This window comes from Amycolatopsis sp. NPDC049252 (assembly GCF_043197175.1).
In the GTDB taxonomy this organism is placed as follows: domain Bacteria; phylum Actinomycetota; class Actinomycetes; order Mycobacteriales; family Pseudonocardiaceae; genus Amycolatopsis.
In genome coordinates this window covers 1-23483 of the sequence record NZ_JBICSQ010000102.1, presented here as the reverse complement: position 1 = coordinate 23483, position 23483 = coordinate 1, and the positions used below count along the sequence as shown (strand labels likewise).

Sequence of the window (23483 nt, the reverse complement as noted above, 5' to 3'; positions counted from 1 at the left end):
GGTGCGCAGGCCGAAGTACCGCCCGAGCCGGCCCCACAGCGGGTTCGCCGCCCCGCCGTGGACGTCGTGCCAGTGCACCGGCCACTCCCCCGGCACCCGGGCCGCCTCGACGAAGTGGCGCGCGAACCCGTCCCGCGCCAGGGAATCCGGCCGGGTGGCCTCGATCGCCCGGGCCGCGGCGACCATCAGCGCGGTCCGGCCGACGCCGCCTTCGACGCCTCGGGTGGTGACCACTCGTCCTCCTCGCCGTCGAATCGGGTCCACGCCCGGGGCCGGTCGTGGGTGGTCGTCCGGGCGCCGTAGACGGTTTCCATGAACCGCAGGGTTTCCTCGTCGCTCCGGTGCAGCGCCGTCGTGCAGTCGGTCAGCACCGTCAGGTGGAACCCCTTCTGGAACGCCGTTCTCGCCGTCGAGTCCACGCAGACGTCGGCGTAGACCCCGGCGAAGACGAGGTGCCCGATCCGGCGGCGCCGCAGGTGCTGCCCGAAGCCGTGGGCGAAGAACGCGTCGAAACAGGCGTACTTGGTGAAGACGCGTTCGCCGGGCGCGGGCGCGACCCCGTGGAACTGCGCGCCCCACGACCCGGCCAGGCACTTCGGCGCCTTGCCCAGCACCCGGTCCCGGCGCCGCCAGCTGGGCCGCTGGTACTCGACGTCGCCGAGGAACCGCACGAAGACGACCTCGGTGCCGGCCCGCCGCGCCAGATCGACGGCCCGGCCGGCGTTCGCCGTGACGCGCTCCAGCGTCCCCGGCCGCCCGCGATAGCGAGCCGCGACGACGGGCCCGGCGCAGAAGTCGTTCTGCAGGTCCACCACGACCAGGGCCGTCTTCACGCGCCCGCCACCGAAACCCGGTCCGGGGCGGGGTCCAGCGCGTCCAGCACCTCGGCCACGACCTCGGTGGTCGTGTGCCGGCCGCCGGCGTCCGGGGTGCCGACGCCGCGGTCGCGCGCCTCGCGCAGCGCCTGCTCCATCGCGGTGATCGCGCCCGGGCAGCCCGCGTGCCGCTCCGCGATCGCCGCCGCGGCCCGCAGCGTCGCCGTCGGGTTGACCCGGCCGGTGCCCGCGAGGTCGTCGGCCGAGCCGTGCACGGTCTGGTACTCGACCAGGCCGTCGACGTCCGGGTGCAGGTGGACGTTCTCGGTGTACCGGTTCTCCTGGCGCTCGCCGCCGAACGCGGCGAGCAGGACGACGTGCATGATGTCGGCCCATTCGTTGCCGGCCACCAGCAGCGTGCGCGGCGCGAGGCCGTGCTCGACCAGGTTGCGGTTGACCGTGTCGGGCTGGCCGAGCTCGACGGCCACCCCGAGCCGCCCGGCGATCTCGGTCACCCAGGCGCCGAACGCGCCGTCGAGCAGGTGGAACTTGTACGCCAGGACGATCCGGGCCGGCCCGTCGTCCGGCCACTCCGCCCGCGCACGGCGCACCGCGAACGTGAGCACCTTCTCGGTGATCTCCTTGCTGAACACCATCGTGCGGGTCACGGTGTCCGGCGTGTGCCGGTTCTCGCCGGTGTAGAAACCCTGCGCCTGGTCCCGGACCAGCAGCAGGGACGGCGTGACCGGGTCGACCTTCACCGCCCGCAGCCGCTCGCGGACCAGGTAGAGCGACTGCGCGTTGATCGCCGTGCGGAAGACCGCCGAAACTCCGGCACGCGCCTGTTCCCGGCAGAACTGCTCGTAGTGGCCGGCGTCCTCGTCGGTCAGCCGGCGGATTCGGTCGGTGCCACCGGCGTCCTTCAGGGAGAAATAGGAATGGTACGTCCGGGGCGAGCGCGTTATGCCGATTTCGGTCGAGCACAGCAGGCCGATCCGGGTCAGCACGTTTTCGAAGACGTCCGCGAGTTCTCCCCCGGTGCCCCGGCCGACCGCCAGCCCGACGACCGGCCGCGCGCGGTGCGCGCCCATTCAGCCGGCCACGTTCGCGACCAGGTGGTCGCCGGCGATGCCGACCTTGTCCGGGCGGTAGTAGTCCTTGATCGCCGCGGCCCAGACCGGCACCCGGACGCGGTCGCCGGCCGACGGCGCGAAGGCGTCGAAGAGCGCGTCGATGTTGGGGCGGTCGAAGCCGATGGCCGTCATCAGGGCGACGAACAGCGGCCGTTCGATCATCCCGTCGCCGTCCGGATCCCCCAGCGCCGTCAGGGTTTCCGCGAACTCCGCCACCGTCGGGGCGAACCGTTCCGGCGACAGCACGCAGGCCGCGTACTCCTCGTAGCTCACCCGGCCGTCGTGGTTCGCGTCGAGCTCCCGTTCCAGGGTTGTCCAGTACCGGTGGAAGGCCGCCTCCATCGCCCGCTTCGCGGTGTCGCCGGAGCCTTCGGCCGCCCGCACCACGCGGTCCGCCATCGTCGAGAAGTCGCGCTCTTCGAGATAGCCGTTCCCGTCGACGTCGAACAGGGTGAAAACGAGCTTGATCCGGTCGACCGCGGTGGCACCCATCGATTCTTCACCTTTCCGTCGGGCACTGTCTCGAGCAGTTTGCGTCAGCCAGGACGCGACTCGGATTCGTTTCACCCCAAGGTGTGGAATCACCATTCCGGTGCGTTTTCACCGGGGCGCACCAGCAGTTCGCCCCGGCCGGGGCACGCCCCGGCACGCACCGTGACACCCCTCAGCCGCGCACGGCCTCCAGCGCGGCGACCAGCGCGGTCAAGCCGAACTCGAACTCTTCGTCGTGGTCGCAGATCGCGAGGTCCGGCGCGGCCGCCGCCACGTGCGGCAGTCCCGCGGCCCGCAGCTCGGCTTCCCGCTGTTGGGCTCCTTCGACGTCGGTGCCGCTGAACGCCGGCCCCGCGGACACTTCCCGCATCAGGGAGCCGACGAGGAAGGCCAGCGCCGTCCGCAGCGCGTGCACCGCGCGGTCCGGCGGGAACCCGGCCCGGTCGAGGACGGCCAGCACCGCCTCGGTCGGGCCGAGCGCCGCGGGCGCGCCGAGCTGGCGGGTGAGCACCAGCGTCGCGCAGCGCGGGTACTGCTGCGCGGCCGACCGGAAGGCGCCGGCCACGGCCCGGACGTCGGCTTCGAGGTCCCCGGAGGGAGCGGGCAGGCGCAGTCGGGCCAGCACCTCTTCGGTGATCGCGTCGAGCAGCGCGTCCCGGCTCGCGACGTGGTTGTAGAGGCTCATCGCGTCGACCCCGAGGCGCTTGGCCACACCGCGCATGGTCAGCCGCTCGACACCCTCGGCTTCGGCGAGCGCCATCGCCGCGCCGACGATCCGCGGCCGCGACAACGGTTCGTGCCCGCGCCGCGGCCGGCCCCGCCGCGGCGGCTCGGTCCGGGTGTCCATCACGCACCTCCTGGACAAAACCTACAGCGTAGGTCTACGTTCAGCACATACCTACGGCGTAGGTTTTCAGTTGGCCACCCGAAGACGACGAGGATCCGCCATGACGACCGCCTACACCCTGCCGCCGGAAGACGTGCTGCGCGCTCGCGAAAAGCTCGTCCTCGACCACTTCCACGACGAGGTGCGCCAAGCCTGGGACGACGTGCTCGAGACGTTCCCGCACCCGCACTACGAGCTGATCGCGTCGATGACGGTGCACGACGGCGACGGCGAGGTGCGCGGCTACTACCACGACACCCGCGTCGCCTTCCCCGACCAGGACCACGAGATCATCGCGCTGCGGCACACCGCCGACGCCGTGGTCGTCGAGTTCTGGCTGACCGGAACCCACCTCGGTCCCCTGGGAAAGATCCCCGCAACGGGCAGCAGGCACCGCACCCGGATGACCGCGTTCTTCGTGTTCGACGAGCACGAGAACCTGGTCACCGAGCGCGTCTACTTCGACCAGTTGACGGTGCTGAAGCAGCTCGTGGGCGGGCTCGACAAAAAGAACCCGAAGGACCTGATCACCTTGGCACGAGCGGTTTTCGGCGCCCTGGGCGAGGCCGGCGGAGAGCCGGATCCGCGGCTGCTCGGCTAGCTGCGGCCGAGCGTCTTCCGCTTGACGAAGCCGATCACGCCGGTCGCCACGAACAGGACGATCCCGACGAACAGGAGCCAGAACAGGCTCTTGATCGCCAACCCGAGCACGATCAGCACAGCCCACACGACGAGCAACCCGACGAGCAATCCCATGGTTCTCTCCCTTCGCCTGCCGGCGGATACCCCGCACCGGTAAGGGCAAACCGTCAGGACAGATCGGCGAGGTCGAGCACGAACCGGTACCGGACGTCGTTGCGGCCGAGCCGGTCGAGCGCCTCGTTGACCTGCTTCGAGGGCAGCAGCTCGATGTCGGCGGTGACGTCGTGCTCGGCGCAGAACGCCAGCATCTCCGCGGTGGCCGGGCGCCCGCCGCTGCCCGCCGAACCGAGCCGCTTGCGGCCGACGAGCAGGTCGGTCATCGGCACGGTGACCGGGCCCAGGTACCCGACGACGCTGAGCGTGCCGTCCAGGGCGACCAGCTTCAGGTACGGCCCCAGGTCGTGGGGCACCGCGATCGTGTCGAGGACGACGTCGAACCGGTCCCGCGCCGCGGCCAGCTGCCACTCGTCGGCCGACACGATCAGGTCGTGGGCGCCGAGACGGCGGGCGTCCTCGGCCTTGTCGGCCGAGCGGCTGAGGACCGTGGTTTCGGCCCCGAGCGCGACGGCGAGCTTGACCGCGAGGTGTCCCAGGCCGCCGAGCCCGGCCACCGCGACCCGGCTGTCCGGGCCGACCCCGAGCGCCCGCAGCGGTTCCCAGACGGTGATCCCCGCGCACAGCAGCGGCGCCGCGGCCGCCGGGTCGAGCCCCGCGGGCAGCGGGTAGGTGAACCCTTCGCGGACGACGTACTCGCGGGAGTAGCCGCCGAGGGTGGTCGATCCGTCGTGGCGGTCGGTGCCGTCGTAGGTCAGGGTCGGGAACTCGCGGCAGAAGTTCTCCTGCCCCCGCTCGCACATCGGGCACGCCCCGCACGAGTCGACGATGTTGCCCACGGCGACCGCGTCCCCGGCGGCGAATCTCGTGACGCCGCTCCCCACCTCGGTGACCACGCCGGTGAACTCGTGGCCGGGCACCAGCGGCGTGTCCCGGCCGTCGCGGTGCAGCGCGTGGAGGTCGCTGTGGCAGACCCCGCAGTAGTCCACGCGCACGGCGACGTCGTCCGGGCGCAGGTCACGGCGCTCGAGCGGTACCTGGCGCAGCTCGGCACCGGCGGGGCCGGCCTGCCAGCCCACGGTCGTTCTCATGGCCCACTCCTCAAGCAAACAGACTGTTCGGTCTGTTTTACCGTAGCCGAGGATCGGCACTCCGGCAAACCGACTGGTCTGTTGTTATCGTGAACGCCATGCCCCTGACCTCGCGCGGTGCCGCGACGAAACAGCGCATCGTGGACGTGGCGACCCAGGAATTCGCCCAGTACGGGCTGGCCGGGGCGCGCGTAGAGCGGATCGTGGCCGCGGCCCGCACCAACAAGGCGCAGCTCTACGCCTACTTCGGCAGCAAGGAAGAGCTGTTCGACGCGATCTTCATGGATTCGATGGGCTCGATCCGCGACGTCGTCCCGATCGACGCCGGCGACCTCGCGGACTGGGCCGTCCGCCTCTACGACGAGTACCTCCGCCGCCCCGACCTGATCCGGCTGGCCACCTGGGTCCGCCTGGAACGCCGCCCGGCCGGTCACCTCGTGGAGCAGGCCGCCCGACTGGACACCGAGAAGCTCGGCGCGATCGCCGAGGCGCAGGCCGCGGGGCGCGTGCGGGCCGGGGACCCGTTCGACCTGATGGCCATGGTGATCGCGATGTCCATGGCGTGGTCGCCGGTCAGCAACGTCTACGCCGCCACCGGCGACGAACCTCCGGAGCTGCACGAGCAACGCCGGACGCTCCTGCGGGAGAGCGTCCGGCGCGCTGTCGCACCCGAAGGTCAATAGCGGAACGAGCGCGTCCCGGTCAGCGACCAGGCGCGGGCGACCCGGCCGTCGCGCACGGACAGCAGGTCGGCGCCGCTCGCCGCGGGACCGGTCCACAGGAACGCGACCGTGCCGCGGTCCGGATCCACGACGGGCTCGCGGTGCGGCGTCAGGACCGCGGGCTCCGGCCGCGCGAGCGGGCCCGCCGCGCCGGAGAAGAACGCGAAGTCCTCGGTGAGCACGTCCACCGGCTCACCGGCGCGCCGCCGGAGCCAGGCGTCGAGGACCTTGTCCAGGTCGTGGCCGCCGGAATACGCCGGGTCGGGCGCGGTGTCCCGCCACTCCCCCACGAACGTCCAGTTCTCCGCGATCCGGCCGCCGTGCCGGATGTTGAAGTCGAAACCGGTCAGCTTCTGCCCGTCGGCCTTGTCGACGTCCCACAGGTAGGCGAAGTGGTCACCGCCGTCGGCGAGCACCCGCGGCCGGAAGAGGTTGACGTGCTTGGCACGGTAGCCGTCCAGGAACCGCACCTGCTCGAACGGCCCGACCACGCTGTCGAGGCCCGGCGTCTGCCCGGACCACTGCACGCCGGCGGGGCTCATCAGCTCGTGCGCCAGCGCGGGGTCCTCGTTCCACATGCGGCACCACCGCCGCATCCGTTCTTCGTTGTTTTCCATGTCCGCCACGGTTCCAGCGGTCCGCGACACCGTCCTGTCGGTGTTCGCCGTCACATTTCACGAAGGAGTCAGCGGAGGGCCTCGGCGTCCAGCCGGTCGAGCTCCGCGGCCCACTCCGCCTCGCGCGGGCGGAACCGCTCGCCGGTCGACGCGGCGGCGGCGATCCGGTGCAGCTGGAACCCCCGCACGCCCTCGCGCCACCGGCACCACGCGACCAGGTACCAGCCGTGCGGGCCCCACAGCAGGCCCATCGGCTCGACGTCCCGCTCGGAGGTCGCACCCGCCCGGTCGGTGTAGGTCAGGTGCAGCACCCGGCTCGCCACCACGGCGTCCTCGACCGTGTCCGCCACCGCTCCGCTGATCACCGGCAGGTCGGGGTGCGGGCCGACCCGGTGCACCCGGGCGGCCAGCGCGTCCTCCCGGCGGCGCACGTCGGAGGGCAGCACGGCCAGCACCTTCTGGGCCGCCCGCCGCGCCGCGTCCGCGAACGGCGTGGCCGACGCGGCCCGCAGCGCGACGCTGATCGCCAGTGCCTCGCGGGCGGTCAGCGTCACGGGCGGGAGGGTGCGCTCGCGGTCCAGCCGGTAACCACCGTTGCGCCCGGTGTCGCTCCGGATGGCGACGCCGGACTCCCGCAGCGCGTCGAGGTCCCGTTCGACCGTGCGGACGCTGACCTCGAACCGCCGCGCCAGCCACGTCGCGCTGCGCGGCCTCGGCGAAACCGCCCGAAGTTCTTCCACGAGGGCGTACAGCCTTTCGGTGCGATTCACGAGAGCTAATTTATCTGCCGTCCACCGGGTGATTCCGGCCGCTCACCGCAGTTCACCGGTCCGGGCTGTTACAGAACCCGGCTCATTCGCGACAGCACTGTCGAGAATGAAGGGGAGGGTGGTCGGTGACGGACGAACGACAGGTGCGGCTGCGGCTGGGCACCCGCGCGGTCTCCGCCCCGGCCGAGTTCGGCCGCGAGGTGGTGCAGTACACCGGCATCACGGTCCAGCGCGTCGAAGCCGGCGAACTGGTCGACCAGACGTGGGTCCCGGTGGGCGCGACCCCGACGTTCGCGGACGACGAGGCGCTGATCGCGGAGTGGCACCAGGCCCTGCGGTGGACCCAGGCCCGCGCCGACGTCTGAAGCGTTCCCTTAATCCACTGTTGCGGACCACCCGTGCGCCGGGAACGATCCACGGTCATGCAGGTGCCGGCGCAGTTCGAGTACGAGCGGGCCACCAGTGTCGGGCACGCCCTCGAGCTGCTGGCCAAGTACGGCCCCGACGGCCGGGTGATCGCCGGCGGGCACAGCCTCATCCCGATGATGAAGCTGCGGCTGGCCCGGCCCGAAGCCCTGATCGACATCAACGAGCTCAGTGAGCTGTCCCGGATCGAGGTCGTCGGCGGGGAGCTGCGGATCGGGGCGCTGGTCCGGCACACCGAACTGCTCGAATCGGCCGGAACCGGGCGGCTGTTCCCGATCCTGCACGACGCCGAACGCGTGGTCGCCGACCCGATCGTGCGCAACCGCGGGACCGTCGGGGGCTCGCTGTGCCAGGCCGACCCGTCGGAGGACCTGTCGGCCGCGTTCACCGCCGTCCGCGCCGAGGCCGTCGTCGAGGGCCCCGACGGGACGCGGGTGGTGCCGGTGCGGGAGTTCTTCACCGGACCGTACGAGACCGCCGTCGGGCCGGGTGAGCTGCTGGTGCAGCTGCGGCTGCCGATCCGTGACGGAACGGGCAGCGCGTACGCCAAGGTCGGCCGGCGGGCCGGCGACTGGGCGATCGCCGCGGTCGGCGCTTCGCTGCGGGTGGACGGCGGTGTGGTCGTGGAGGCCGGGATCGGGCTCACCGCGGTCGGCGCTCCGCACTTCGTCGCAGTCGAGGCTGAGGACTTCCTGCGCGGCGGCCCGGCGACGCCGGAGCAATTCGACGAGGCCGGGGCGATCGCCGCCGCGCACTGCTCCCCCGCGCCCGACCAGCGCGGGCCCGCCGGCTACAAGCGCTACCTCGTCGCGCAGCTGACCGTCCGGGCCCTGCGCCAGGCCGACGCGCGGCGGGCGGGGTGACGTGGAAATCACCGTGACCGTCAACAACGAGCCGTACCGGCGCAGCGTCGAGCCGCGGCTGCTGCTGGTGCACTTCCTGCGTGACGACCTCGGCCTCACCGGCACGCACTGGGGCTGCGACACCTCCAACTGCGGCACCTGCGTGGTCTGGCTCGACGGGCTGCCGGTCAAGTCCTGCACCGTGCTCGCGGCGATGGCCGACGGCAAGCGCGTCCGGACCGTCGAAGACCTCGCCGACGGCCCGCGGCTCGACCCGGTACAGCAGGGGTTCGTCGCCTGCCACGGCGTCCAGTGCGGGTTCTGCACCCCGGCGATGCTGATGACCGCGCGCTGGCTGCTGGACCGCGACCCCGACCCGGACGAAGGCACCATCCGCGAGGCCATTTCCGGGCAGCTGTGCCGGTGCACCGGCTACGAGAACATCGTCCGCGCGGTCCGCTGGGCCGCCGAGCACCCGGACGGTGAGACATGACCGCGAACGGCCACGGTTCCGTGCGCCGAAAGGAGGACGGCCGGTTCGTCCGCGGGCGCGGCACGTTCCTCGACGACGTCACCCGGCCCGGGATGCTGCACGGCGCGATCCTGCGCAGCCCGCACGCGCACGCCCGGATCGTCACCGTCGACACCAGTGCGGCCGAGGCGCACCCGAAGGTCCGGGCCGTGCTCACCGGCGCGATGCTCGCCGAGCGCGGCATGGCGTGGATGCCGACGCTGTCCCACGACGTCCAGGCGGTGCTGGCCACCGACAAGGTCCGGTTCCAGGGCCAGGAGGTCGCGTTCGTCGTCGCCGAAGACCGTTACGCCGCACGGGACGCGCTCGAGCTGATCGACGTCGAGTACGAGCCCCTGCCGGTGGTCGCCGACGCGCGGACCGCCCTCGACGCCGGCGCCGCCCTGATCCGCGACGACGTCGAAGACCGTACGGACAACCGGATCTTCGACTGGGAGTCGGGTGACGCCGCGGCGACCGACGCCGCTTTCGCCCGCGCGGACGTCGTCGCGACGCAGGACATGCTGTACCCGCGGGTGCACCCGGCGCCGATGGAGACCTGCGGCGCGGTCGCCGAACTGGACCCCGTCACCGGGAAGCTCACCGTCTGGGCCACGGCGCAGGCGCCGCACGCGCACCGGCTGCTCTACTCGATGATCACCGGGCTGCCCGAGCACAGGATCCGGATCGTCGCGCAGGACATCGGCGGCGGGTTCGGCAACAAGGTCGGGGTGTACCCCGGTTACCTGTGCGCGGTGGCGGCCACGATGGTCACCGGACGGCCGGTCAAGTGGGTCGAGGACCGCTCCGAAAACCTGATGAGCACGTCCTTCGCCCGCGACTACCACATGCGCGGCGAGATCGCGGCCACGCGCGGCGGGAAGCTGCTCGGCCTGCGGGTGCGGGTGCTGGCCGACCACGGCGCGTTCAACGGCACCGCCCAGCCGTCCAAGTTCCCGGCCGGGTTCTTCCAGGTCTTCACCGGTTCCTACGACCTGCCGGCGGCGCACTGCGCGGTCACCGGCGTCTACACCAACAAGGCGCCCGGCGGCGTGGCGTACGCGTGTTCCTTCCGCATCACCGAAGCCGTGTACCTGGTCGAGCGGATGATGGACGTCCTGGCCTGCGACCTCGGCCTCGACCCGGCGGAGCTGCGGGAGCGGAACCTGTTGCGGCCCGGGCAGTTCCCCTACACCTGCGCGACCGGCTGGGAGTACGACTCCGGCGACTACCCCGCGGCGTTGGCGCTGGCCAAGGAGATCGCCGGGTACGAGGACCTCCGCCGGGAGCAGAAGGAGAAGCGTGCACGCGGTGAGCTGATGGGCATCGGGCTGAGCTTCTTCACCGAAGCCGTCGGCGCCGGCCCGCGCGAGCACATGGACATCATGGGCCTCGGCATGGCCGACGGCGCCGAGCTGCGGGTGCACCCCAGCGGTTCGGCCGTGCTGCGGCTGTCGTGCATGTCCCAGGGCCAGGGGCACGAAACGACGTTCGCCCAGCTCGTGGCGCACGAGCTGGGCATCCCGGCCGACGAGGTCGAGGTGGTGCAGGGTGACACCGACGCCACGCCGTTCGGCCTCGGCACCTACGGCTCACGCTCGACTCCGGTGTCCGGTGCCGCGACCGTGCTGGTCGCGCGGAAGGTGCGGGCGCGGGCGCAGCTGGTCGCGTCGGCGATGCTCGAAGTGAGCCCGGACGACCTCGAGTGGGAGCCCGGGCGCTGGTTCGTCCGCGGGGTGCCGGGCCAGGGCGCCACGATGCGCGAGATCGCCCGCGCCGCGCACTCGGACCTGGCCCTGCCCGAAGGCGTCGAAGGCCAGCTGGACGCGTCCTGCGTGTACAACCCGCCGAGCCTGACCTACCCGTTCGGGGCCTACATCTGCGTGGTGGACGTGGATCCCGGGACCGGGCAGGTGGCGGTGCGCCGGTTCGTCGCCGTCGACGACTGCGGGGTGCGGATCAACCCGGCGATCGTGGCCGGGCAGGTCCACCGCGGCCTCGCCGACGGGATCGGGATGGCGCTGATGGAGCTGATCGCGTTCGACGACGACGGCAACCACCTCGGCGGGTCCTTCATGGACTACCTGCTGCCGACGGCGCTCGAATGCCCGTCGTGGGAACTGGGCGAGACGTGCACGCCGTCGCCGCACCACCCGATCGGCGCCAAGGGCGTCGGCGAGTCCGCGACGGTCGGCTCCCCCGCCGCCGTCGTCAACGCCGTCGTCGACGCGCTGCGGCCCTACGGGGTGCGGCACGCGGACATGCCGCTGACCCCGGCGGCGGTGTGGTGCGCGATGCAGGGCCGTCCACTTCGGACGGACCTGGCGATCACCTAGGGCGGCCCCGCCCGGGGTTTCCGGGCGGGGCCGCCGCTTCAGTCCAGGACCTCCGTGACGGTTCCGGCGGCCACGGTCAGGCGGCCCTCGCGCATGGCGAAGCCGAGCCCCGGGCTCATCGCGATCGGCAGCCCGAGCTCGACGGTCAGCTCGGCCGCCGCACCCGGCCGGACCACCGCGGCGCCCTCGGCGAGGGTGACCACGCCGACGACGTCGCTGGTGCGGAAGTGGAACTGCGGCCGGTAGTTCGCCGCGAACGGCGTCCTGCGGCCCCCTTCCGCGGCCGACAGCACGTGGACGTCCGCGCGGAACCGCGTGTGCGGCCGGACGCTGCCGGGCAGGCAGACGACCTGGCCGCGCCGGACCTCACCGCGCTTCACCCCGCGCAGCAGCACCGCGGCGTTGTCCCCCGCTTCGGCGCGCTCCATCGGCTTGCCGAACGTCTCCAGCCCGGTGGCCACGCTCGTCACCGCCGGGCCGAGCCCGATCACCTCGACCGCCTCGCCGACCGCGAGGGTGCCCTGCTCCACCGCGCCGGTCACGACGGTGCCGCGGCCGGTGATGGTCAGGACGTTCTCGATCGGCATCAGGAACGGCAGGTCGAGCCGCCGCGGCGGGATCGGCACGTGCTCGTCGACGGCGGCGAGCAGGTCCAGGATCCGTTGCGTCCACAGCGGTTCGCCCTCGAGCGCGCGCAGCCCCGACACGCGGACGACCGGCACGGTGTCGCCGTCGAACCCGTAGCGGGTCAGCAGCTCCCGGACCTCCAGCTCGACCAGGTCGAGCAGGTCCTCGTCGTCGGCGAGGTCGGCCTTGTTGAGCGCCACCACGAGGTGCTCGACCCCGATCCGCCGCGCGAGCACGACGTGCTCCCGCGTCTGCGGCATCGCGCCGTCCTGCGCCGAGACGACCAGCACGGCGCCGTCGAGCTGGGCCGCGCCGGTGATCATGTTCTTGACGTAGTCGGCGTGGCCCGGCATGTCGACGTGCGCGTAGTGCCGCGTGGGCGTCTCGTACTCGACGTGCGCGATGGTGATCGTGATGCCGCGCTCGATCTCCTCCGGCGCGCGGTCGATGCGGTCGAAGGCGACGTAGGAGTTGTTCCCACCCTGCTCGGCGAGCACCTTGGTGATGGCCGCGGTGAGGGTGGTCTTGCCGTGGTCGACGTGCCCCATCGTGCCGATGTTCAGGTGCGGCTTGGTCCGCACGTACTGCTGCTTGGTCATGGTTTTTCCCTGTACTGAAGGGTGAATGCGCGAAACCGGGCGAGCGCGTCGACCCTCCCCCGGCGGTTCCGCGTCAGGACAGGGGAATCGGGGAAGGGTCAGCTTCGAGCGCCGGTCAGCAGCCGTGCCGAAAGGGCGCTCGGCAGGGACACGCCTGCGAACGTCGCGCTATCGGACACCGGGAACATGGCGGGAAGCCTGGCACGGCGGCGGGCGCCGTGTCATCCGGTTTTCCGGCGGGCACGGGGATTCGGCGCCCGGATAGGATCGGACGATGGACGAGCCCTCGATCATGGCGCTGGCCGACCTGGCCACGCCGATGGCCATCCGCGTCGCGGCGACCCTCGGCCTGGTGGAGCACGCGGGCCGCGCGGGAGCGACCGCGGACCAGCTCGCCGCCGCGACCGGAACCCGGCCGCGGATCCTCCGGCGCCTGCTCGAACACCTCGTCACGGCCGGGGTTTTCGCCTTCGACACGGAGTCCGCCCGGTACCGGCCGACCCCGCTCGGCACGCAAATGGGCGCGGACGGGATCAAGCTGCTGCTGGACATCAGCTGCGCCGGCGGCCGCGCCGAACTCGCGTTCACCGACCTCCTCGAGACGATCACCACCGGCGAGCCGGCCTACCCGCGCCGGTACGGGCGCGACTTCTGGGCCGACCTCGACGCCGAGCCGAACCTGCGGAGCTCGTTCGACGCCCAGATGAACTGGCGCTTCCGCGAACAGGCCCCGCGGATCGCCGAAGGCTTCGACTGGAGCCGTTTCCCCCACATCGTCGACGTCGGCGGGGGCGACGGGCCGCTGCTCATCGAGATCCTGCGTGCCCACCCCGGTGTCCGGGGCACGCTGCTGGACCTGGCCGCCGGCCCGGCCGCCGATCGCTTCGCCGCCGCCGGGCTCGGCGACCGGGTGAGCGCGGTGGCGGGTAGCTTCTTCGACCCGCTGCCCGCGGGCGCCGACGCCTACCTGCTGTCCGACATCGTCCACGACTGGGACGACGAGCACGCCCGGGCGATCCTCTCCGGCTGCCGCCGAGCCGCCGAGCCGGACGCCACGGTGCTGCTGATCGAGCCGGTCCGGGGGCACGGCGCCCACACCGGCATCGACCTGTTCATGCTGATGTGCTTCGGCGGCGAGGAAAGAACCCTGGACGAGCTGGTCGAGCTGGGCGCCGAGAGCGGGCTCGTGTTCCGCGACGCGGTGCCGGTGACGGAAGGCCGGCTGGCCCTGGAGTTCGGCGTCGAGGAAGAGACACCGGCTGTCCGTGAAGGCCACATCGAGGGAATCTGAGTCCCTCGATGTGGCCTTCACGGACTTGCGGAACAGTCAGGCGCAGCTGGCGGAATCCTCGGTGAGCAGCGGGTCCGTCGAGGGGCGGCCGCTGAACGGGACCGTCTCCTGAACGCTCAGCGCTCCGTCGCGGAGCGTGTAGACCGTGCGGGTCCCCGAGTAGGTGAGCTGGTCCACCGGGCGGCTGATGTCGTCCGCTTCGGCGGCGACCGTCGCGAACGCGCGGCCCCCTTCGAAGGGCGTGCACCGGTAGCCCAGGTGGGCGGCCACCCCGCCGCCTTCGGCGACCGAGAACGGCTGGTCGTCGGCTCCGACGACCTGGCTCAGGGTGCGGCCGTCGTAGTGCAGGATCGAGAAGAACGTCGTGTTGGCGCCGATGGACTGCGCGACGACCAGCTCGGCCCGGCCGTCACCGTTGAGGTCGGTCACCCGCGGGGCCTCGATGCCGAACCGGCTGTCGGCCGGGAGGTGGATCGACGTGTACGTCCCGTTCACCGTGGCCGAGATCAGCTGGTCGCCCTCGCCGGTCAGCTGCGCGGTCACGGTTTCGAGCTGCCCATCGCCGTTCAGGTCGGCGACCGCGGTGATCGGGTCCGCGGCCAGCGCCGGCGCGGCGGCGGTGAGGCCGAGCGCGGCGGCCAGGCCGGCGACGGCGGCGGTGCGGACGAGTCCGGTGCGGTTCATGAGATCTCCCTCCGTGGTTCGGTGATCTTTTCACCGAAATCCCTCTCGCCAGGAAAGACGCTCACAGCCGGGTCGAGTGCACCGGGAGTGCGATGTGCCACACGAACGCAACCCGGCAGCTTTGGCAAGATCACGCCCATGCGAGTCACGCGCTACGAACCGTCCGAGAAGGTGCGGCGGGGACGGCTGGACACGAACACCGTCGCGCGCGTCGAGCACGGTCCCGCGCGGATCCTCGGCACACTCGACGACGTCGGCCAGTGCGCCTACACGAGCGGACACGCCTCCGAAGACGACCGGCTCTGGTTCGACGACGGCGACCCCGACGAGGACGATCCCGCCGCGCGGCGCCGGGCGGACGACGCCCGGACCGCCCACGTCGCGGCCGCCCTCGACGATCCGGGCTCACGGGTCGCGTGGGACGAGCTGCCCGGTGAGCGACTCGGCGGCGAAGCCGATGTCGCCGCGCTCGTCGCGGTGAACCGGAACCCCGACCGGTTCCTCGACGACGTCGTTCTCGTGCAGCGGGTGCCCGTGCCCCGCGACGACCTCGCCGTCGCGGGCATCCCGAACGGCTACTTCACCAGCGACTGGAACGTCTTCCAGAACCACGCGGTCATCCGCCGGATGGCCGCACACGGGTACCGCCACATCGGGATCGGCGCGTCGCTGCTCGGGTTCGACCGCACGGCCGCCCCGTCCGAGGACGAGGCAACGGCCGTCGTCGCCGACCTCAAGCACCTCTTCGGCGCGGCCGGCGCCGCCGGCTGGGCCGAGCTGGCCGTCCTGCTGTCCCGGCGACCGCTGCTTCTCCTGGGGTACACGGAAAACTTCCCCGACATGATCGACGATTTCACCTGAATAACCGCATTACGATTAATCGTATTCGTCGGCGGCGCCGGTAACTCTCCGTAATTATCCCCGACCCCTGTCGAATCCGCATTTTCGCCGCCCGTTCATCCGGGATATCGGCAGCAACCGCCCTTTTGATCACACTTATTCGTAGCATCCGGCGATATTCGAAGATCAAACAGCGACAATTGATCAACTATTCGCACCGCCATTCTGGTGAATTTCCTCGCCCGATGTACTGACGCGTTGTCAAGCGATGTCGGGGGTACCTACAGTGGCCTGCCTGACTCCCGGGACTTATTCACGCGCCTTCCCCGGATTCGGTACATCAACCGTGACCTCCGTCAAGGAGCAGGCCTTGTTTGGAATCGCCAGGCTCACTGGCCGGCATCGCACACGTCACGCCGCACTCGCCCTCGCGACCGTCATGGTCGTGTCCGGCTGCGGCGCGCTAGGTATGGACACCTCGAAAGCATCGTCGAGCGGCAGCGGCCTGGAGAAGTCGACGCTGAAGGTTTCGATCCTGCCCACCACCGACCTCGGGCCGTTCTGGCTGGCCCAGGACGAGGGCTTCTTCAAGGACGAAGGGCTCAACGTCGAGTCCGTCGTCGCCGCCAGCGGTCAGGCTTCGCTGGCGAAATCGATCTCGGGCGAGGCCGACATCGCGTTCTCGACCTACCCGCCGTTCTTCACCGCGAAGAGCACCGGCACCGCGGACATGCAGCTGGTCGCGGACGCGACCTCGGTCAACGCCAAGACCAATGCGATCGTCACGGTGCCGAATTCACCGGTGAAAACAATCTTCGACCTGGCCACCGCCAAGATCGCCATCACGGCCAAGAACACCGCGTCGGATCTGCTCACCCGCTCGGTGATGCAGGACCACGGTGTGGACTTCAGCAAAGTGAAATGGGTACTGATCCCGTTGCCGAACATCGCGGCCGCATTGCAGCATGGTGAAGCCGACGCCGCGTACCTGCCGGAGCCGTACATCACGCAGGCCGCCAAGACGGCCAGCGCGATCCCCGTGGTCGACATCAACACCGGCGCGACGCAGGACTTCCCGCTGACGGGCTACGGCGCGACCAGGAAGTGGGTGCAGGAGCACCCGAAGACCCTCGCCGCGTTCCAGCGGGCGATGCAGAAGGCGACCCACGAGGCCACGAACGACCGCGCCAAGGTCGAGCCGCTGCTGGTGCGGTTCGCCAAGATCGACGAGGACACGGCGAAGCTGCTCACCCTGCCGGGGTACGGCTCGACCCTGGACTCCCGGCGCCTGCAGCGAGTGCCGGACCTGCTGCTGCAACTGGGCACGATCCCGTCCCCGATCGACGTCAACACGATGATCGGCCCGCAGGTCGGGCACTGACCGGACGTCGATGAGGTGCGGATCCCCCGCTCCGCACCTCATCGGCGGCCGGCCGTCAAGCTTTCCGTTCGCCCTCACCGATAGCGGCCAGCCGCTCCTGCACGCGGGCGTGGCGGAACTGGTAGACACCCCCGGCCTGGCGCAGGACGCCGCGGCGGTGGGCGTCGTCGAGGAAGTGCATGAGCCGCCAGGGAAGGCGGCCGGTCGCGGCGAGCCAGGCGTGGTGGACGAAGTAGTTGCCCCAGGCGCGCGTCACGAGCACCGCGAGGCCGATGCCACCGCCGAAGCACACGCCGGCCACGACCGGCAGCACCGGGTTCGTCGCCGGCGGGAACACCTGGCCGCCGGCGATCGCGCCCGCGAGGCCGTAGCAGACCGCGGCGGTGCCGCGGGCCATGAACCAGCCGAACGACGCGCCGGCGATCCCGCCGGCGACGGCCAGCGCGAGGTCGTACCGGCCGCCCAGCACCGGCAGGAACCGGGTGTTCGCGGTGAACGCGAACGCCATGCCGTCGAACAGGCCCAGCGACACCAGGAACGAGACGGACAACGCGATCGCGCCGGTCCGTTCGTTGCGCAGGATCGTGCCCGGGCTGGACACCCGGCTGGCGTCGACCGGTTTCGCGAGCCACACGTGCACCGCGAACACCAGGCCGAACACGACGGCGAGGAAGACGACCAGGCCGGTGGCCAGCGACCAGCCGAGACCGAGCAGCACACCCACGACGGCGCCGATCGCGAACCGCCCGGCGAACTTCCCGGCGGCTCCGGCGAACCGCAGCTCGGTGCGCAGTGGCTCGGGCGGGCGCCCGAAGCGATGGGTCAGGTAACCGGCGCCACCGAAGGAAAGGCCGTAGATCGCGGCCAGCGCCGGTCCGTCGTCGACCCAGCCGGTGACGACGAAGAACAGCGCGATCAGCAGGCCGATCAGCCCCGATCGGGTGCCCGCGGGGACCGCCCGGTACAGCTGCCACCAAGCCAGGTCCCGGCTGCGCGCCTGCTCGAGGTGCCGGGCCAGGAAGCCCAGCCAGTGCGTCGCCTGCTCGGCCGTGTACCGCCCGGACGGGCTCGTCTTCGGGTTCCGTCCCGGCGGCTGCGGCACCTGCGCGTAGGCGTGGGGGACGAACGAATCGAGCAACCGCCCTTCGAGGACGCCCGCGTCTTCGGCGCCCAGCAGCTCCGCGGGATCCGCGCTGGGACGGCCGTAGACGATCCGCGCCAGGTCGACCATCAACGGCGTCCGCAGCACCCGGCCCAGTGCCGCGTCCGGCTCGCGGCGCAGCCGCTCGGCCACGGGGAGCCAGCGCTCGCTCCCCCGCGCCGAGAGGTAGGTGATCGCCTCCCGCCGCGCGACGGGTTCGAGCCGCACGACGGTGGCGGCGCCCAGCACCGCCGCGGATTCGCGGGCGGCCTGCTCGTACTCGGCGGACCGGCACGTCAGCACCAGCGAGCGCCCCACGGCCATGGTCTGGTCGAGGGCGTCGAGGGCCGCGACGCGCAGATCGGCCGGCATCTCGTCGAGGCCGTCGAGGATGGGGACGACGTGCCCGCCGAGGACGAGCCGGGTGGGCGCGTCGGGGCCGTACACCCGGGCGTTCAGCAGGGCCGGGTGGTTGTCGGCCAGGCGGCGCGCCAGCCACCGGTCGAGGTGGTCGCGCCTCGGATCCCAGGAGGCCAGCGACAACAGGACGGGAACCGGGGTGCCCGGGGCGCGGGCGCGCAGCAGCTCCAGCGTCAGCATCAGGGCGAGCACGGACTTGCCGGAGCCGGGATCGCCGAGCACGACCAGCTGCCGCACGGGCAGCGCGGCGAACGTCTCCGCGACGTCGTCGAGATCGCCCCGCAGCGCCGGCTTTCCCGGGCGCGCGAGCGCCGACCAGCGCAGGGCGATCGGCTGCGGCCGGTGCAGGGAGCGCAGCTCGGCCTCGGCGCGCCACTGCCACGTGACGGCTTCGGCCAGCTCGGTGACCGCGCGGTCGTGGTGGTGCTCCGGCGGTGCCTCGGAAGCCACCGGTCCGGGATCTTCGGCGGGCGTGGCTTCGGCGAGGATCTGCTCGTGGAGCCGCCGCAGTTCGGGGTTCGGATCGACGCCCAGCTCGTCGGCCAGCCGCCGGCGCAGGCCGTGGAACAGCGTCGACGCCTCGGCGTAGCGGCCCTCCTTCGCGAGGGCGCGCATCAGGAGCAGGTGGGACAGTTCGCGCATCGGGTGCTCGCCGCAGAACTCGGTCAGTTCGCGGACGACCTCACCCGTCTCGCCGAGCCGAAGCTGCCACTCGGCACAGAGTTCGACGGCGTCGACGCGCTGCTCGTCGAGCACCGCGGCCCGGCCGGCGAGCGTGGCCGTGCGCAGCCCGTCGAGCGCCGGGCCGCGCCACAGGGCGAGGCCGGCGCGGATCTCTTCGACGGCGTCGACGAACTTCGCCTGCCCGGCGAGTCCGCGCGCCGCCGTGACGTGGCGGCGGAACCGGAGCGAGTCGAGATCGTCGGCGCCGGCCTGCAGGCGGTACCCGGGGCCGTCCGTGACGATCAATGCGCCCGTCTCCCCGAGCCGGCCGCGCAGGGCGGAAACGCAGTTGCGCACCTGCTTCACGGCCGTCGCCGGCGGCTCGTCCTCCCAGAGCGCGTCGACCAGACGCTCCACCGGGACGACCGAGCCGGGGTTGAGCAGAAGGGCGGCGAGCGCACGCTGCTCACGCGGGCTCGCCAGGGCGACCCGGCTCCCGTACGCCTGCACTTCGAGCGTCCCGAGAATCCGGAACCTCATCGCATCCCCCCTCGCCGTCAAGGCTAGCGCCCGGCGTCCGGGCGCCGAAACGCGCAGGTGCGACCACGGATGCCGCCGCGAGGACGAAACGAGGACGGCGTGCGGAACTCTGGGGACACGGCGAGGGGGTTGCCGGGGACGCCCCGGTGGCGGGCGTGGTTGTTGGGGGTCGCGCCCACCACCGGGACCGTCGCGACCGGACTTCGCCTACGGGCGGCGGTAGATCGTGATGGAGTGGCCGACCTCGTCGATCGGGGTGCTGCCGCCGAGCAGCGCCCGCAGCCGGTCGTCCGCCTTGACGGCGGCGGAGTCCGACACCGCGAGCAGCCCGTGGACCTGCCCGGCCGGCACGGTGCGCGGATCGGCGGCGGTGATGCCGTAGGCGGCCGGCGCGCCACTCCCCTTGTAGACGAGCCAGACCCGCTCGCCCGGATAGCGCTGTCCCAGCCGGTCGGCCAGCCGGCCCAGGTCCTGGCCCCAGTCGACGTTCGAGTCGTGCAGGCGCAGGTGGGTCGCCGCCGGTCCGCCGAACGCTTCGTTGGAATACGGCAGGTAGTACGGGAAAGTCCGCAAAGAACTGACGGCGGCGAACAGCACCAGGGCCGCCGTCGCGGCGTACGCCCACCGCCGGCGGAGCGCGACCACACCGGCCGCCGCGATCGCCAGGAACATCGGCACGAAGATCACGTACCGGACGCCGAGGTCGCGGCTCCCGGTCATGGCCGCGACCAGCAGCACGGCCGTCGGAACCAGCACGTAGGGCGCGGCCGGGCGCAGCCGCCGGAGCGCCACCATGACGACGGCGCCGGCCAGCCCGAGGGCCAGCGCGCCCAGCGGCGTCTTCACCAGCAGCGCGGCCGGCAGGTAGTACCACAGCGCGCCGAAATAAAGCCGGCCGAACAGGAAGCCGCCCCACACCTGGTCCTCGAAGCCGAACTGGACGTGCAGGCCGTCCCGGTACGGCCGGGGCAGCGGCAGCCAGTCGCCGAGCACGCCCAGGCCGTGGACGGCGGGCAGGCCCGGCGGTGTCGCCCAGCGCAGCCGCGGATCCACGGCGAGGTAGGAGATCCACACGACGGCGACGGCGATCAGCGCCACCCCGGCGGCCGCCACGACGGGTCCGGTGAACCGGCCCCAGCGGACGTTCCCCGCGCGGCGGGCGTTCCGGACGGACAGCACGACCAGCAGCGGCAGCACCGGAACCGCGGCCAGCGCGCTCATCTTCGTCGCCAGCGCCGCGCCGAAGGCCAGTCCCGCCAAGGGAAGGTAACGGACGGGACGGTTCCGGGCCCGCCACAGCAACCAGGCCGACGTCAGCACAAAGCCGGCGACTGGCACGTCGAGCGTCGCCAAGGAGCCGTTCGCGATGACGTCGGGTGAGAACGCGTACAGCGCGAGCGCCGCGGAGCCGCCGACCGGGCCGGTGAGATCACGGGCGAACAGGAAGACGACCAGGCCGAACAGCAGCGTCAGCACGATCACCGGGAGCCGCGCCAGGAGCAGCAGCCGGGCCGGGTCGTTGCCCGACTCGTACAGCACGCGCCGGCCGAGCTGCGACTGGTCGCCGTCGAAGGCCGGGTCGAGGTGGACGTCGGCGAAGGCCAGTCCGGTCGCGATGATCAGCTTGCCCAGCGGCGGGTGCTCCGGGTTGTACCGCAGGCTGTGCTGCTGCAGGTAGACGACCGCCGTGCCGATGTAGACCGGCTCGTCGATCGTCGGCGTCTGCTCCACCGCCGTCGTGATCATCGCGACGGCCATCTCGGCCAGGAGGGCGAATACGACCAGCCCGACCGCCCACCGCCGCGGCCACGACGACCCGGAGGTGCTTCCTGGCCGGTCCACATCGGACAGTGGAAGCCGTTGTCCCCCGCGCGAGCTACAAGATCTGTGCGCTCCGGGGTGACTTCCGCCTTGTCCCGGTCCCGATAGCTTCGGCGCCGTCAACGCGTACGGCGGACCGGAAAGGCCCGCCGGCGCGGAATTCGGAGGGCAGTCATGAAGCACAAGATACGCAGGTCCGGGTCACGCGGCCACCGGTTCGCCGCGGCCCTGGCGGTCACCACGTTGACCGTTCTCGGTGTGGCCGCCTGTGACAGCGCGGACGACGAAGACGGGCCGGCGGCCTCGGCGCCGGCCCTGGCGTGGGGACCGTGCCCGGCACCGGCGGCGGGAACCCCGCGGGATCCGCGGCTCACCTGCGCGAAGGTGAAGGTCCCGCTCGACTACGGCCACCCGGACGGCACGTCGATCGAGGTCGCGGTCTCCCGGCTGGCGAGCACCGACACGGCCAAGCGCCACGGCGTCCTGCTGCTGAACCCGGGTGGCCCGGCGCTGCCGGGTCTCGACACACCCAGCGCGATGGCGCCGACCCTGCCGAAGTCCGTCCTGGACGGCTACGACCTGATCGGCTTCGACCCGCGCGGGGTCGGGACCAGCGCCCCGCAGAGCTGCGGCCTCGAGAACCCCAGCGTCGCCGCCCTCTTCCCCTACCCCGCCGCCGACGGCTCGATCGACGCGAACGTCCAGGCCGCCCGCGCCACCGCCCAGCAGTGCGCGAGCAAGGCCGGGGACAACCTGCGCTACTTCACCACGGCCAACACCGCCCGCGACCTCGACCGCGTCCGCGAAGCACTCGGTGAAACGAAGATCTCCTACTGGGGCCAGTCCTACGGCACCTACCTCGGGACGGTGTACGGCTCGCTGTACCCGGACCGGACCGACCGCATGATCCTCGAAGGCAATGTCGACCCCACCCACGTCTGGGCCGGTGAGGCCGAGAGCTGGAGCAAGGGCATGGCCGAACGGTTCCCCGACGCGGCCGCCGTCGCCGCCGGACAGAACGCCGCCCTCGGGCTCGGCGCCACCGCCGACGAGGTCACGCGGACCTACCTCGCGCTCGCCGGCCGGCTCGACCACCGGCCGGCGCCGGTTCCGGGCACCCCGCAGGCGTTGAGCGGGGCGATGCTGCGCGGCGTCACGTACGCGCTGCTCATCCACAACAACACCCTGCCGGTGCTCGCGCAGGTCTGGAAGGCGGCCGCGGACCTGGCCGACGGGCACGTCACCGACGCCGATGGCAAGGTGCTGCAGCAGGTGTTCGCCGACGCGCCGCCGGCCCCGGGTGTTCCCGCGGACAACCAGGCGACGATGTTCCTGGCCCTCACCTGCGGTGACGCCGAGTGGTCCCACGACGTCGGCAGCTACGCCCGCGCCAGCGCCGCCGACCGGAAGGCCTGGCCGCTGACCGCGGGGATGCCGTCGAACATCTGGGCGTGCGCGTTCTGGCCGCAGCCGATCGAGAAACCGGTCGCCGTGACCGGCAAGGGCCCGCGCACCACACTGATCCTGCAGAACCGCCGTGACCACGCCACGCCGTGGGACTCGGGGGTCGGTCTGCGTCACGTCCTGGGCGACCGCGCGGCCTTCGTGGGCGTCGACAACGGCGGGCACTACGTCTACCACGAAGGCTCGACCTGCGCCGACAACGCCACCGTCACGTTCCTGGACTCCGGACGGCTGCCGGACCGGGACCTCGACTGCACCGACGTCGGGCGGCACTGACCAACCCCGAAACTCGGCCGAAACTCTTTGCCCGGCCACAGCGCGCCGTGCTCTGCTGCTCGCGGTAGGTGACCAGCACCGACTTCGCCCGGACCGCCGACGTTTCGGTCTTCCGGACGTGCGCCCGGAAGGAGACCAGGGATGACGGGAAGTTCGTCAGAGCAGCGGAAGAGCCGGTGGTGGCGGTCGCCGGCCGGCCGGATACTGGCCGGCGTCGTCACCGTCACCACGGCAACGGCCGTGGTGGTGACCGCGCCGGGTGCGGACGCCGCCGCCAGCACCCTCGGCGCCGCCGCCGCCCAGTCCGGCCGCTACTTCGGCACCGCCATCGCCGCCGGA

General features: G+C 72.0%; 23 protein-coding genes and 1 pseudogene. 11 read left to right on the top strand and 13 right to left on the bottom strand.

Translation table 11 applies throughout. The features are described 5' to 3' along the window. The 5 genes from ACGFMK_RS44265 to ACGFMK_RS44245 all read right to left on the bottom strand — a co-directional run. Window positions 1-234, bottom strand: a 234-nt coding sequence (locus ACGFMK_RS44265; RefSeq protein WP_392776440.1) for a class I SAM-dependent methyltransferase, incomplete at its 3' end; no start/stop codon positions are given. Further along, on the bottom strand, window positions 186-833 hold the full coding sequence (locus tag ACGFMK_RS44260; protein ID WP_392776437.1) for a cysteine hydrolase family protein: 648 nt from the start codon (window positions 831-833) through the stop codon (window positions 186-188). The genes ACGFMK_RS44265 and ACGFMK_RS44260, both read right to left, overlap by 49 nt. Beyond that, window positions 830-1906 carry an isocitrate/isopropylmalate family dehydrogenase gene (locus tag ACGFMK_RS44255; protein ID WP_392776434.1) on the bottom strand — a complete coding sequence of 359 codons (1077 nt, stop codon included), beginning with the start codon at window positions 1904-1906 and terminating at the stop codon, window positions 830-832. Before ACGFMK_RS44255 ends, ACGFMK_RS44260 begins: the two co-directional genes overlap by 4 nt. Continuing rightward, the gene (locus ACGFMK_RS44250) at window positions 1907-2440 is read right to left on the bottom strand and encodes an EF-hand domain-containing protein (RefSeq protein WP_392776432.1); all 534 of its coding nucleotides are present in this window, start codon (window positions 2438-2440) and stop codon (window positions 1907-1909) included. Between the two features lie 172 nt (window positions 2441-2612). Continuing rightward, window positions 2613-3287 carry a TetR/AcrR family transcriptional regulator C-terminal domain-containing protein gene (locus ACGFMK_RS44245; RefSeq protein ID WP_392776429.1) on the bottom strand — a complete coding sequence of 225 codons (675 nt, stop codon included), beginning with the start codon at window positions 3285-3287 and terminating at the stop codon, window positions 2613-2615. Between the two features lie 100 nt (window positions 3288-3387). On the opposite strand from ACGFMK_RS44245, the gene ACGFMK_RS44240 reads away from it, so the two are divergent. Continuing rightward, window positions 3388-3927: an ester cyclase gene (locus ACGFMK_RS44240; RefSeq protein WP_392776426.1), complete on the top strand. Its 540-nt coding sequence runs from the start codon at window positions 3388-3390 to the stop codon at window positions 3925-3927. Here the strand turns inward: ACGFMK_RS44240 and ACGFMK_RS44235 are convergent. Further along, window positions 3924-4082 (bottom strand): hypothetical protein, encoded by a 159-nt coding sequence (locus ACGFMK_RS44235; protein WP_392776424.1) that lies wholly within the window; start codon window positions 4080-4082, stop codon window positions 3924-3926. The genes ACGFMK_RS44240 and ACGFMK_RS44235 overlap by 4 nt on opposite strands. 53 nt (window positions 4083-4135) lie before the next feature. Then, a complete protein-coding gene (locus tag ACGFMK_RS44230; protein WP_392776421.1) occupies window positions 4136-5173 on the bottom strand; it encodes an NAD(P)-dependent alcohol dehydrogenase in 1038 nt (345 codons plus the stop codon). A 98-nt stretch (window positions 5174-5271) separates the two neighbouring features. Here ACGFMK_RS44230 and ACGFMK_RS44225 point away from each other — a divergent pair, with 98 nt between their 5' ends. Next, the gene (locus ACGFMK_RS44225; RefSeq protein ID WP_392776418.1) at window positions 5272-5856 is read left to right on the top strand and encodes a TetR family transcriptional regulator; all 585 of its coding nucleotides are present in this window, start codon (window positions 5272-5274) and stop codon (window positions 5854-5856) included. On the opposite strand, the gene ACGFMK_RS44220 is transcribed toward ACGFMK_RS44225, so the two are convergent. Further along, window positions 5850-6512 (bottom strand): hypothetical protein, encoded by a 663-nt coding sequence (locus ACGFMK_RS44220; protein ID WP_392776415.1) that lies wholly within the window; start codon window positions 6510-6512, stop codon window positions 5850-5852. The genes ACGFMK_RS44225 and ACGFMK_RS44220 overlap by 7 nt on opposite strands. A 68-nt stretch (window positions 6513-6580) precedes the next feature. Further along, window positions 6581-7282 (bottom strand): helix-turn-helix transcriptional regulator, encoded by a 702-nt coding sequence (locus ACGFMK_RS44215; RefSeq protein WP_392776412.1) that lies wholly within the window; start codon window positions 7280-7282, stop codon window positions 6581-6583. A 125-nt stretch (window positions 7283-7407) separates the two neighbouring features. On the opposite strand from ACGFMK_RS44215, the gene ACGFMK_RS44210 reads away from it, so the two are divergent. The 4 genes from ACGFMK_RS44210 to ACGFMK_RS44195 are packed head-to-tail and all read left to right on the top strand — an operon-like array spanning window position 7408 to window position 11397. Continuing rightward, on the top strand, window positions 7408-7647 hold the full coding sequence (locus ACGFMK_RS44210; protein WP_392776409.1) for a hypothetical protein: 240 nt from the start codon (window positions 7408-7410) through the stop codon (window positions 7645-7647). Between the two features lie 57 nt (window positions 7648-7704). Further along, window positions 7705-8571: an FAD binding domain-containing protein gene (locus ACGFMK_RS44205; RefSeq protein ID WP_392776406.1), complete on the top strand. Its 867-nt coding sequence runs from the start codon at window positions 7705-7707 to the stop codon at window positions 8569-8571. Between the two features lies 1 nt (window position 8572). Next, entirely contained in the window at window positions 8573-9043 is a 471-nt protein-coding gene (locus ACGFMK_RS44200) for a (2Fe-2S)-binding protein (protein ID WP_392776403.1), read from the top strand. After that, window positions 9040-11397: an aerobic carbon-monoxide dehydrogenase large subunit gene (locus ACGFMK_RS44195; protein WP_392776400.1), complete on the top strand. Its 2358-nt coding sequence runs from the start codon at window positions 9040-9042 to the stop codon at window positions 11395-11397. Before ACGFMK_RS44200 ends, ACGFMK_RS44195 begins: the two co-directional genes overlap by 4 nt. Before the next feature lie 38 nt (window positions 11398-11435). Here ACGFMK_RS44195 and tuf read toward each other — a convergent pair whose 3' ends face one another. After that, window positions 11436-12623 carry an elongation factor Tu gene (gene tuf, locus ACGFMK_RS44190; protein WP_392776397.1) on the bottom strand — a complete coding sequence of 396 codons (1188 nt, stop codon included), beginning with the start codon at window positions 12621-12623 and terminating at the stop codon, window positions 11436-11438. A gap of 274 nt (window positions 12624-12897) precedes the next feature. Here tuf and ACGFMK_RS44185 point away from each other — a divergent pair, with 274 nt between their 5' ends. Beyond that, window positions 12898-13914 carry a methyltransferase gene (locus tag ACGFMK_RS44185; RefSeq protein ID WP_392776395.1) on the top strand — a complete coding sequence of 339 codons (1017 nt, stop codon included), beginning with the start codon at window positions 12898-12900 and terminating at the stop codon, window positions 13912-13914. Between the two features lie 36 nt (window positions 13915-13950). On the opposite strand, the gene ACGFMK_RS44180 is transcribed toward ACGFMK_RS44185, so the two are convergent. Further along, complete coding sequence (locus tag ACGFMK_RS44180; protein ID WP_392776392.1) at window positions 13951-14598, bottom strand: FG-GAP repeat domain-containing protein; 648 nt, start codon at window positions 14596-14598, stop codon at window positions 13951-13953. Between the two features lie 138 nt (window positions 14599-14736). On the opposite strand from ACGFMK_RS44180, the gene ACGFMK_RS44175 reads away from it, so the two are divergent. After that, entirely contained in the window at window positions 14737-15459 is a 723-nt protein-coding gene (locus ACGFMK_RS44175) for a hypothetical protein (protein ID WP_392776389.1), read from the top strand. Between the two features lie 349 nt (window positions 15460-15808). Beyond that, a complete protein-coding gene (locus tag ACGFMK_RS44170) occupies window positions 15809-16819 on the top strand; it encodes an ABC transporter substrate-binding protein (protein ID WP_392776386.1) in 1011 nt (336 codons plus the stop codon). A 55-nt stretch (window positions 16820-16874) separates the two neighbouring features. On the opposite strand, the gene ACGFMK_RS44165 is transcribed toward ACGFMK_RS44170, so the two are convergent. Together ACGFMK_RS44165 and ACGFMK_RS44160 are read right to left on the bottom strand one after the other, a co-directional pair. Next, window positions 16875-19583: a BTAD domain-containing putative transcriptional regulator gene (locus ACGFMK_RS44165; RefSeq protein ID WP_392776383.1), complete on the bottom strand. Its 2709-nt coding sequence runs from the start codon at window positions 19581-19583 to the stop codon at window positions 16875-16877. A 207-nt stretch (window positions 19584-19790) separates the two neighbouring features. Next, window positions 19791-21425 carry a phospholipid carrier-dependent glycosyltransferase gene (locus ACGFMK_RS44160; protein WP_392776380.1) on the bottom strand — a complete coding sequence of 545 codons (1635 nt, stop codon included), beginning with the start codon at window positions 21423-21425 and terminating at the stop codon, window positions 19791-19793. A gap of 153 nt (window positions 21426-21578) precedes the next feature. Here ACGFMK_RS44160 and ACGFMK_RS44155 point away from each other — a divergent pair, with 153 nt between their 5' ends. Together ACGFMK_RS44155 and ACGFMK_RS44150 are read left to right on the top strand one after the other, a co-directional pair. Beyond that, complete coding sequence (locus ACGFMK_RS44155; protein WP_392776377.1) at window positions 21579-23144, top strand: alpha/beta fold hydrolase; 1566 nt, start codon at window positions 21579-21581, stop codon at window positions 23142-23144. A 141-nt stretch (window positions 23145-23285) separates the two neighbouring features. Next, window positions 23286-23483 (top strand): annotated as a pseudogene (locus tag ACGFMK_RS44150) (1,4-beta-xylanase); the annotation flags it as partial.

Coding starts and splice junctions, on each gene's coding strand:
- ACGFMK_RS44195 (WP_392776400.1), top strand. CDS start 9,040: ATGACCGCGAACGGCCACGGTTCCGTGCGCCGAAAGGAGGACGGCCGG.
- ACGFMK_RS44235 (WP_392776424.1), bottom strand. CDS start 4,082: ATGGGATTGCTCGTCGGGTTGCTCGTCGTGTGGGCTGTGCTGATCGTG.
- ACGFMK_RS44180 (WP_392776392.1), bottom strand. CDS start 14,598: ATGAACCGCACCGGACTCGTCCGCACCGCCGCCGTCGCCGGCCTGGCC.
- ACGFMK_RS44175 (WP_392776389.1), top strand. CDS start 14,737: ATGCGAGTCACGCGCTACGAACCGTCCGAGAAGGTGCGGCGGGGACGG.
- ACGFMK_RS44255 (WP_392776434.1), bottom strand. CDS start 1,906: ATGGGCGCGCACCGCGCGCGGCCGGTCGTCGGGCTGGCGGTCGGCCGG.
- tuf (WP_392776397.1), bottom strand. CDS start 12,623: ATGACCAAGCAGCAGTACGTGCGGACCAAGCCGCACCTGAACATCGGC.
- ACGFMK_RS44220 (WP_392776415.1), bottom strand. CDS start 6,512: ATGGAAAACAACGAAGAACGGATGCGGCGGTGGTGCCGCATGTGGAAC.
- ACGFMK_RS44225 (WP_392776418.1), top strand. CDS start 5,272: ATGCCCCTGACCTCGCGCGGTGCCGCGACGAAACAGCGCATCGTGGAC.
- ACGFMK_RS44205 (WP_392776406.1), top strand. CDS start 7,705: ATGCAGGTGCCGGCGCAGTTCGAGTACGAGCGGGCCACCAGTGTCGGG.
- ACGFMK_RS44165 (WP_392776383.1), bottom strand. CDS start 19,583: ATGAGGTTCCGGATTCTCGGGACGCTCGAAGTGCAGGCGTACGGGAGC.
- ACGFMK_RS44185 (WP_392776395.1), top strand. CDS start 12,898: ATGGACGAGCCCTCGATCATGGCGCTGGCCGACCTGGCCACGCCGATG.
- ACGFMK_RS44155 (WP_392776377.1), top strand. CDS start 21,579: ATGAAGCACAAGATACGCAGGTCCGGGTCACGCGGCCACCGGTTCGCC.
- ACGFMK_RS44230 (WP_392776421.1), bottom strand. CDS start 5,173: ATGAGAACGACCGTGGGCTGGCAGGCCGGCCCCGCCGGTGCCGAGCTG.
- ACGFMK_RS44250 (WP_392776432.1), bottom strand. CDS start 2,440: ATGGGTGCCACCGCGGTCGACCGGATCAAGCTCGTTTTCACCCTGTTC.
- ACGFMK_RS44240 (WP_392776426.1), top strand. CDS start 3,388: ATGACGACCGCCTACACCCTGCCGCCGGAAGACGTGCTGCGCGCTCGC.
- ACGFMK_RS44245 (WP_392776429.1), bottom strand. CDS start 3,287: ATGGACACCCGGACCGAGCCGCCGCGGCGGGGCCGGCCGCGGCGCGGG.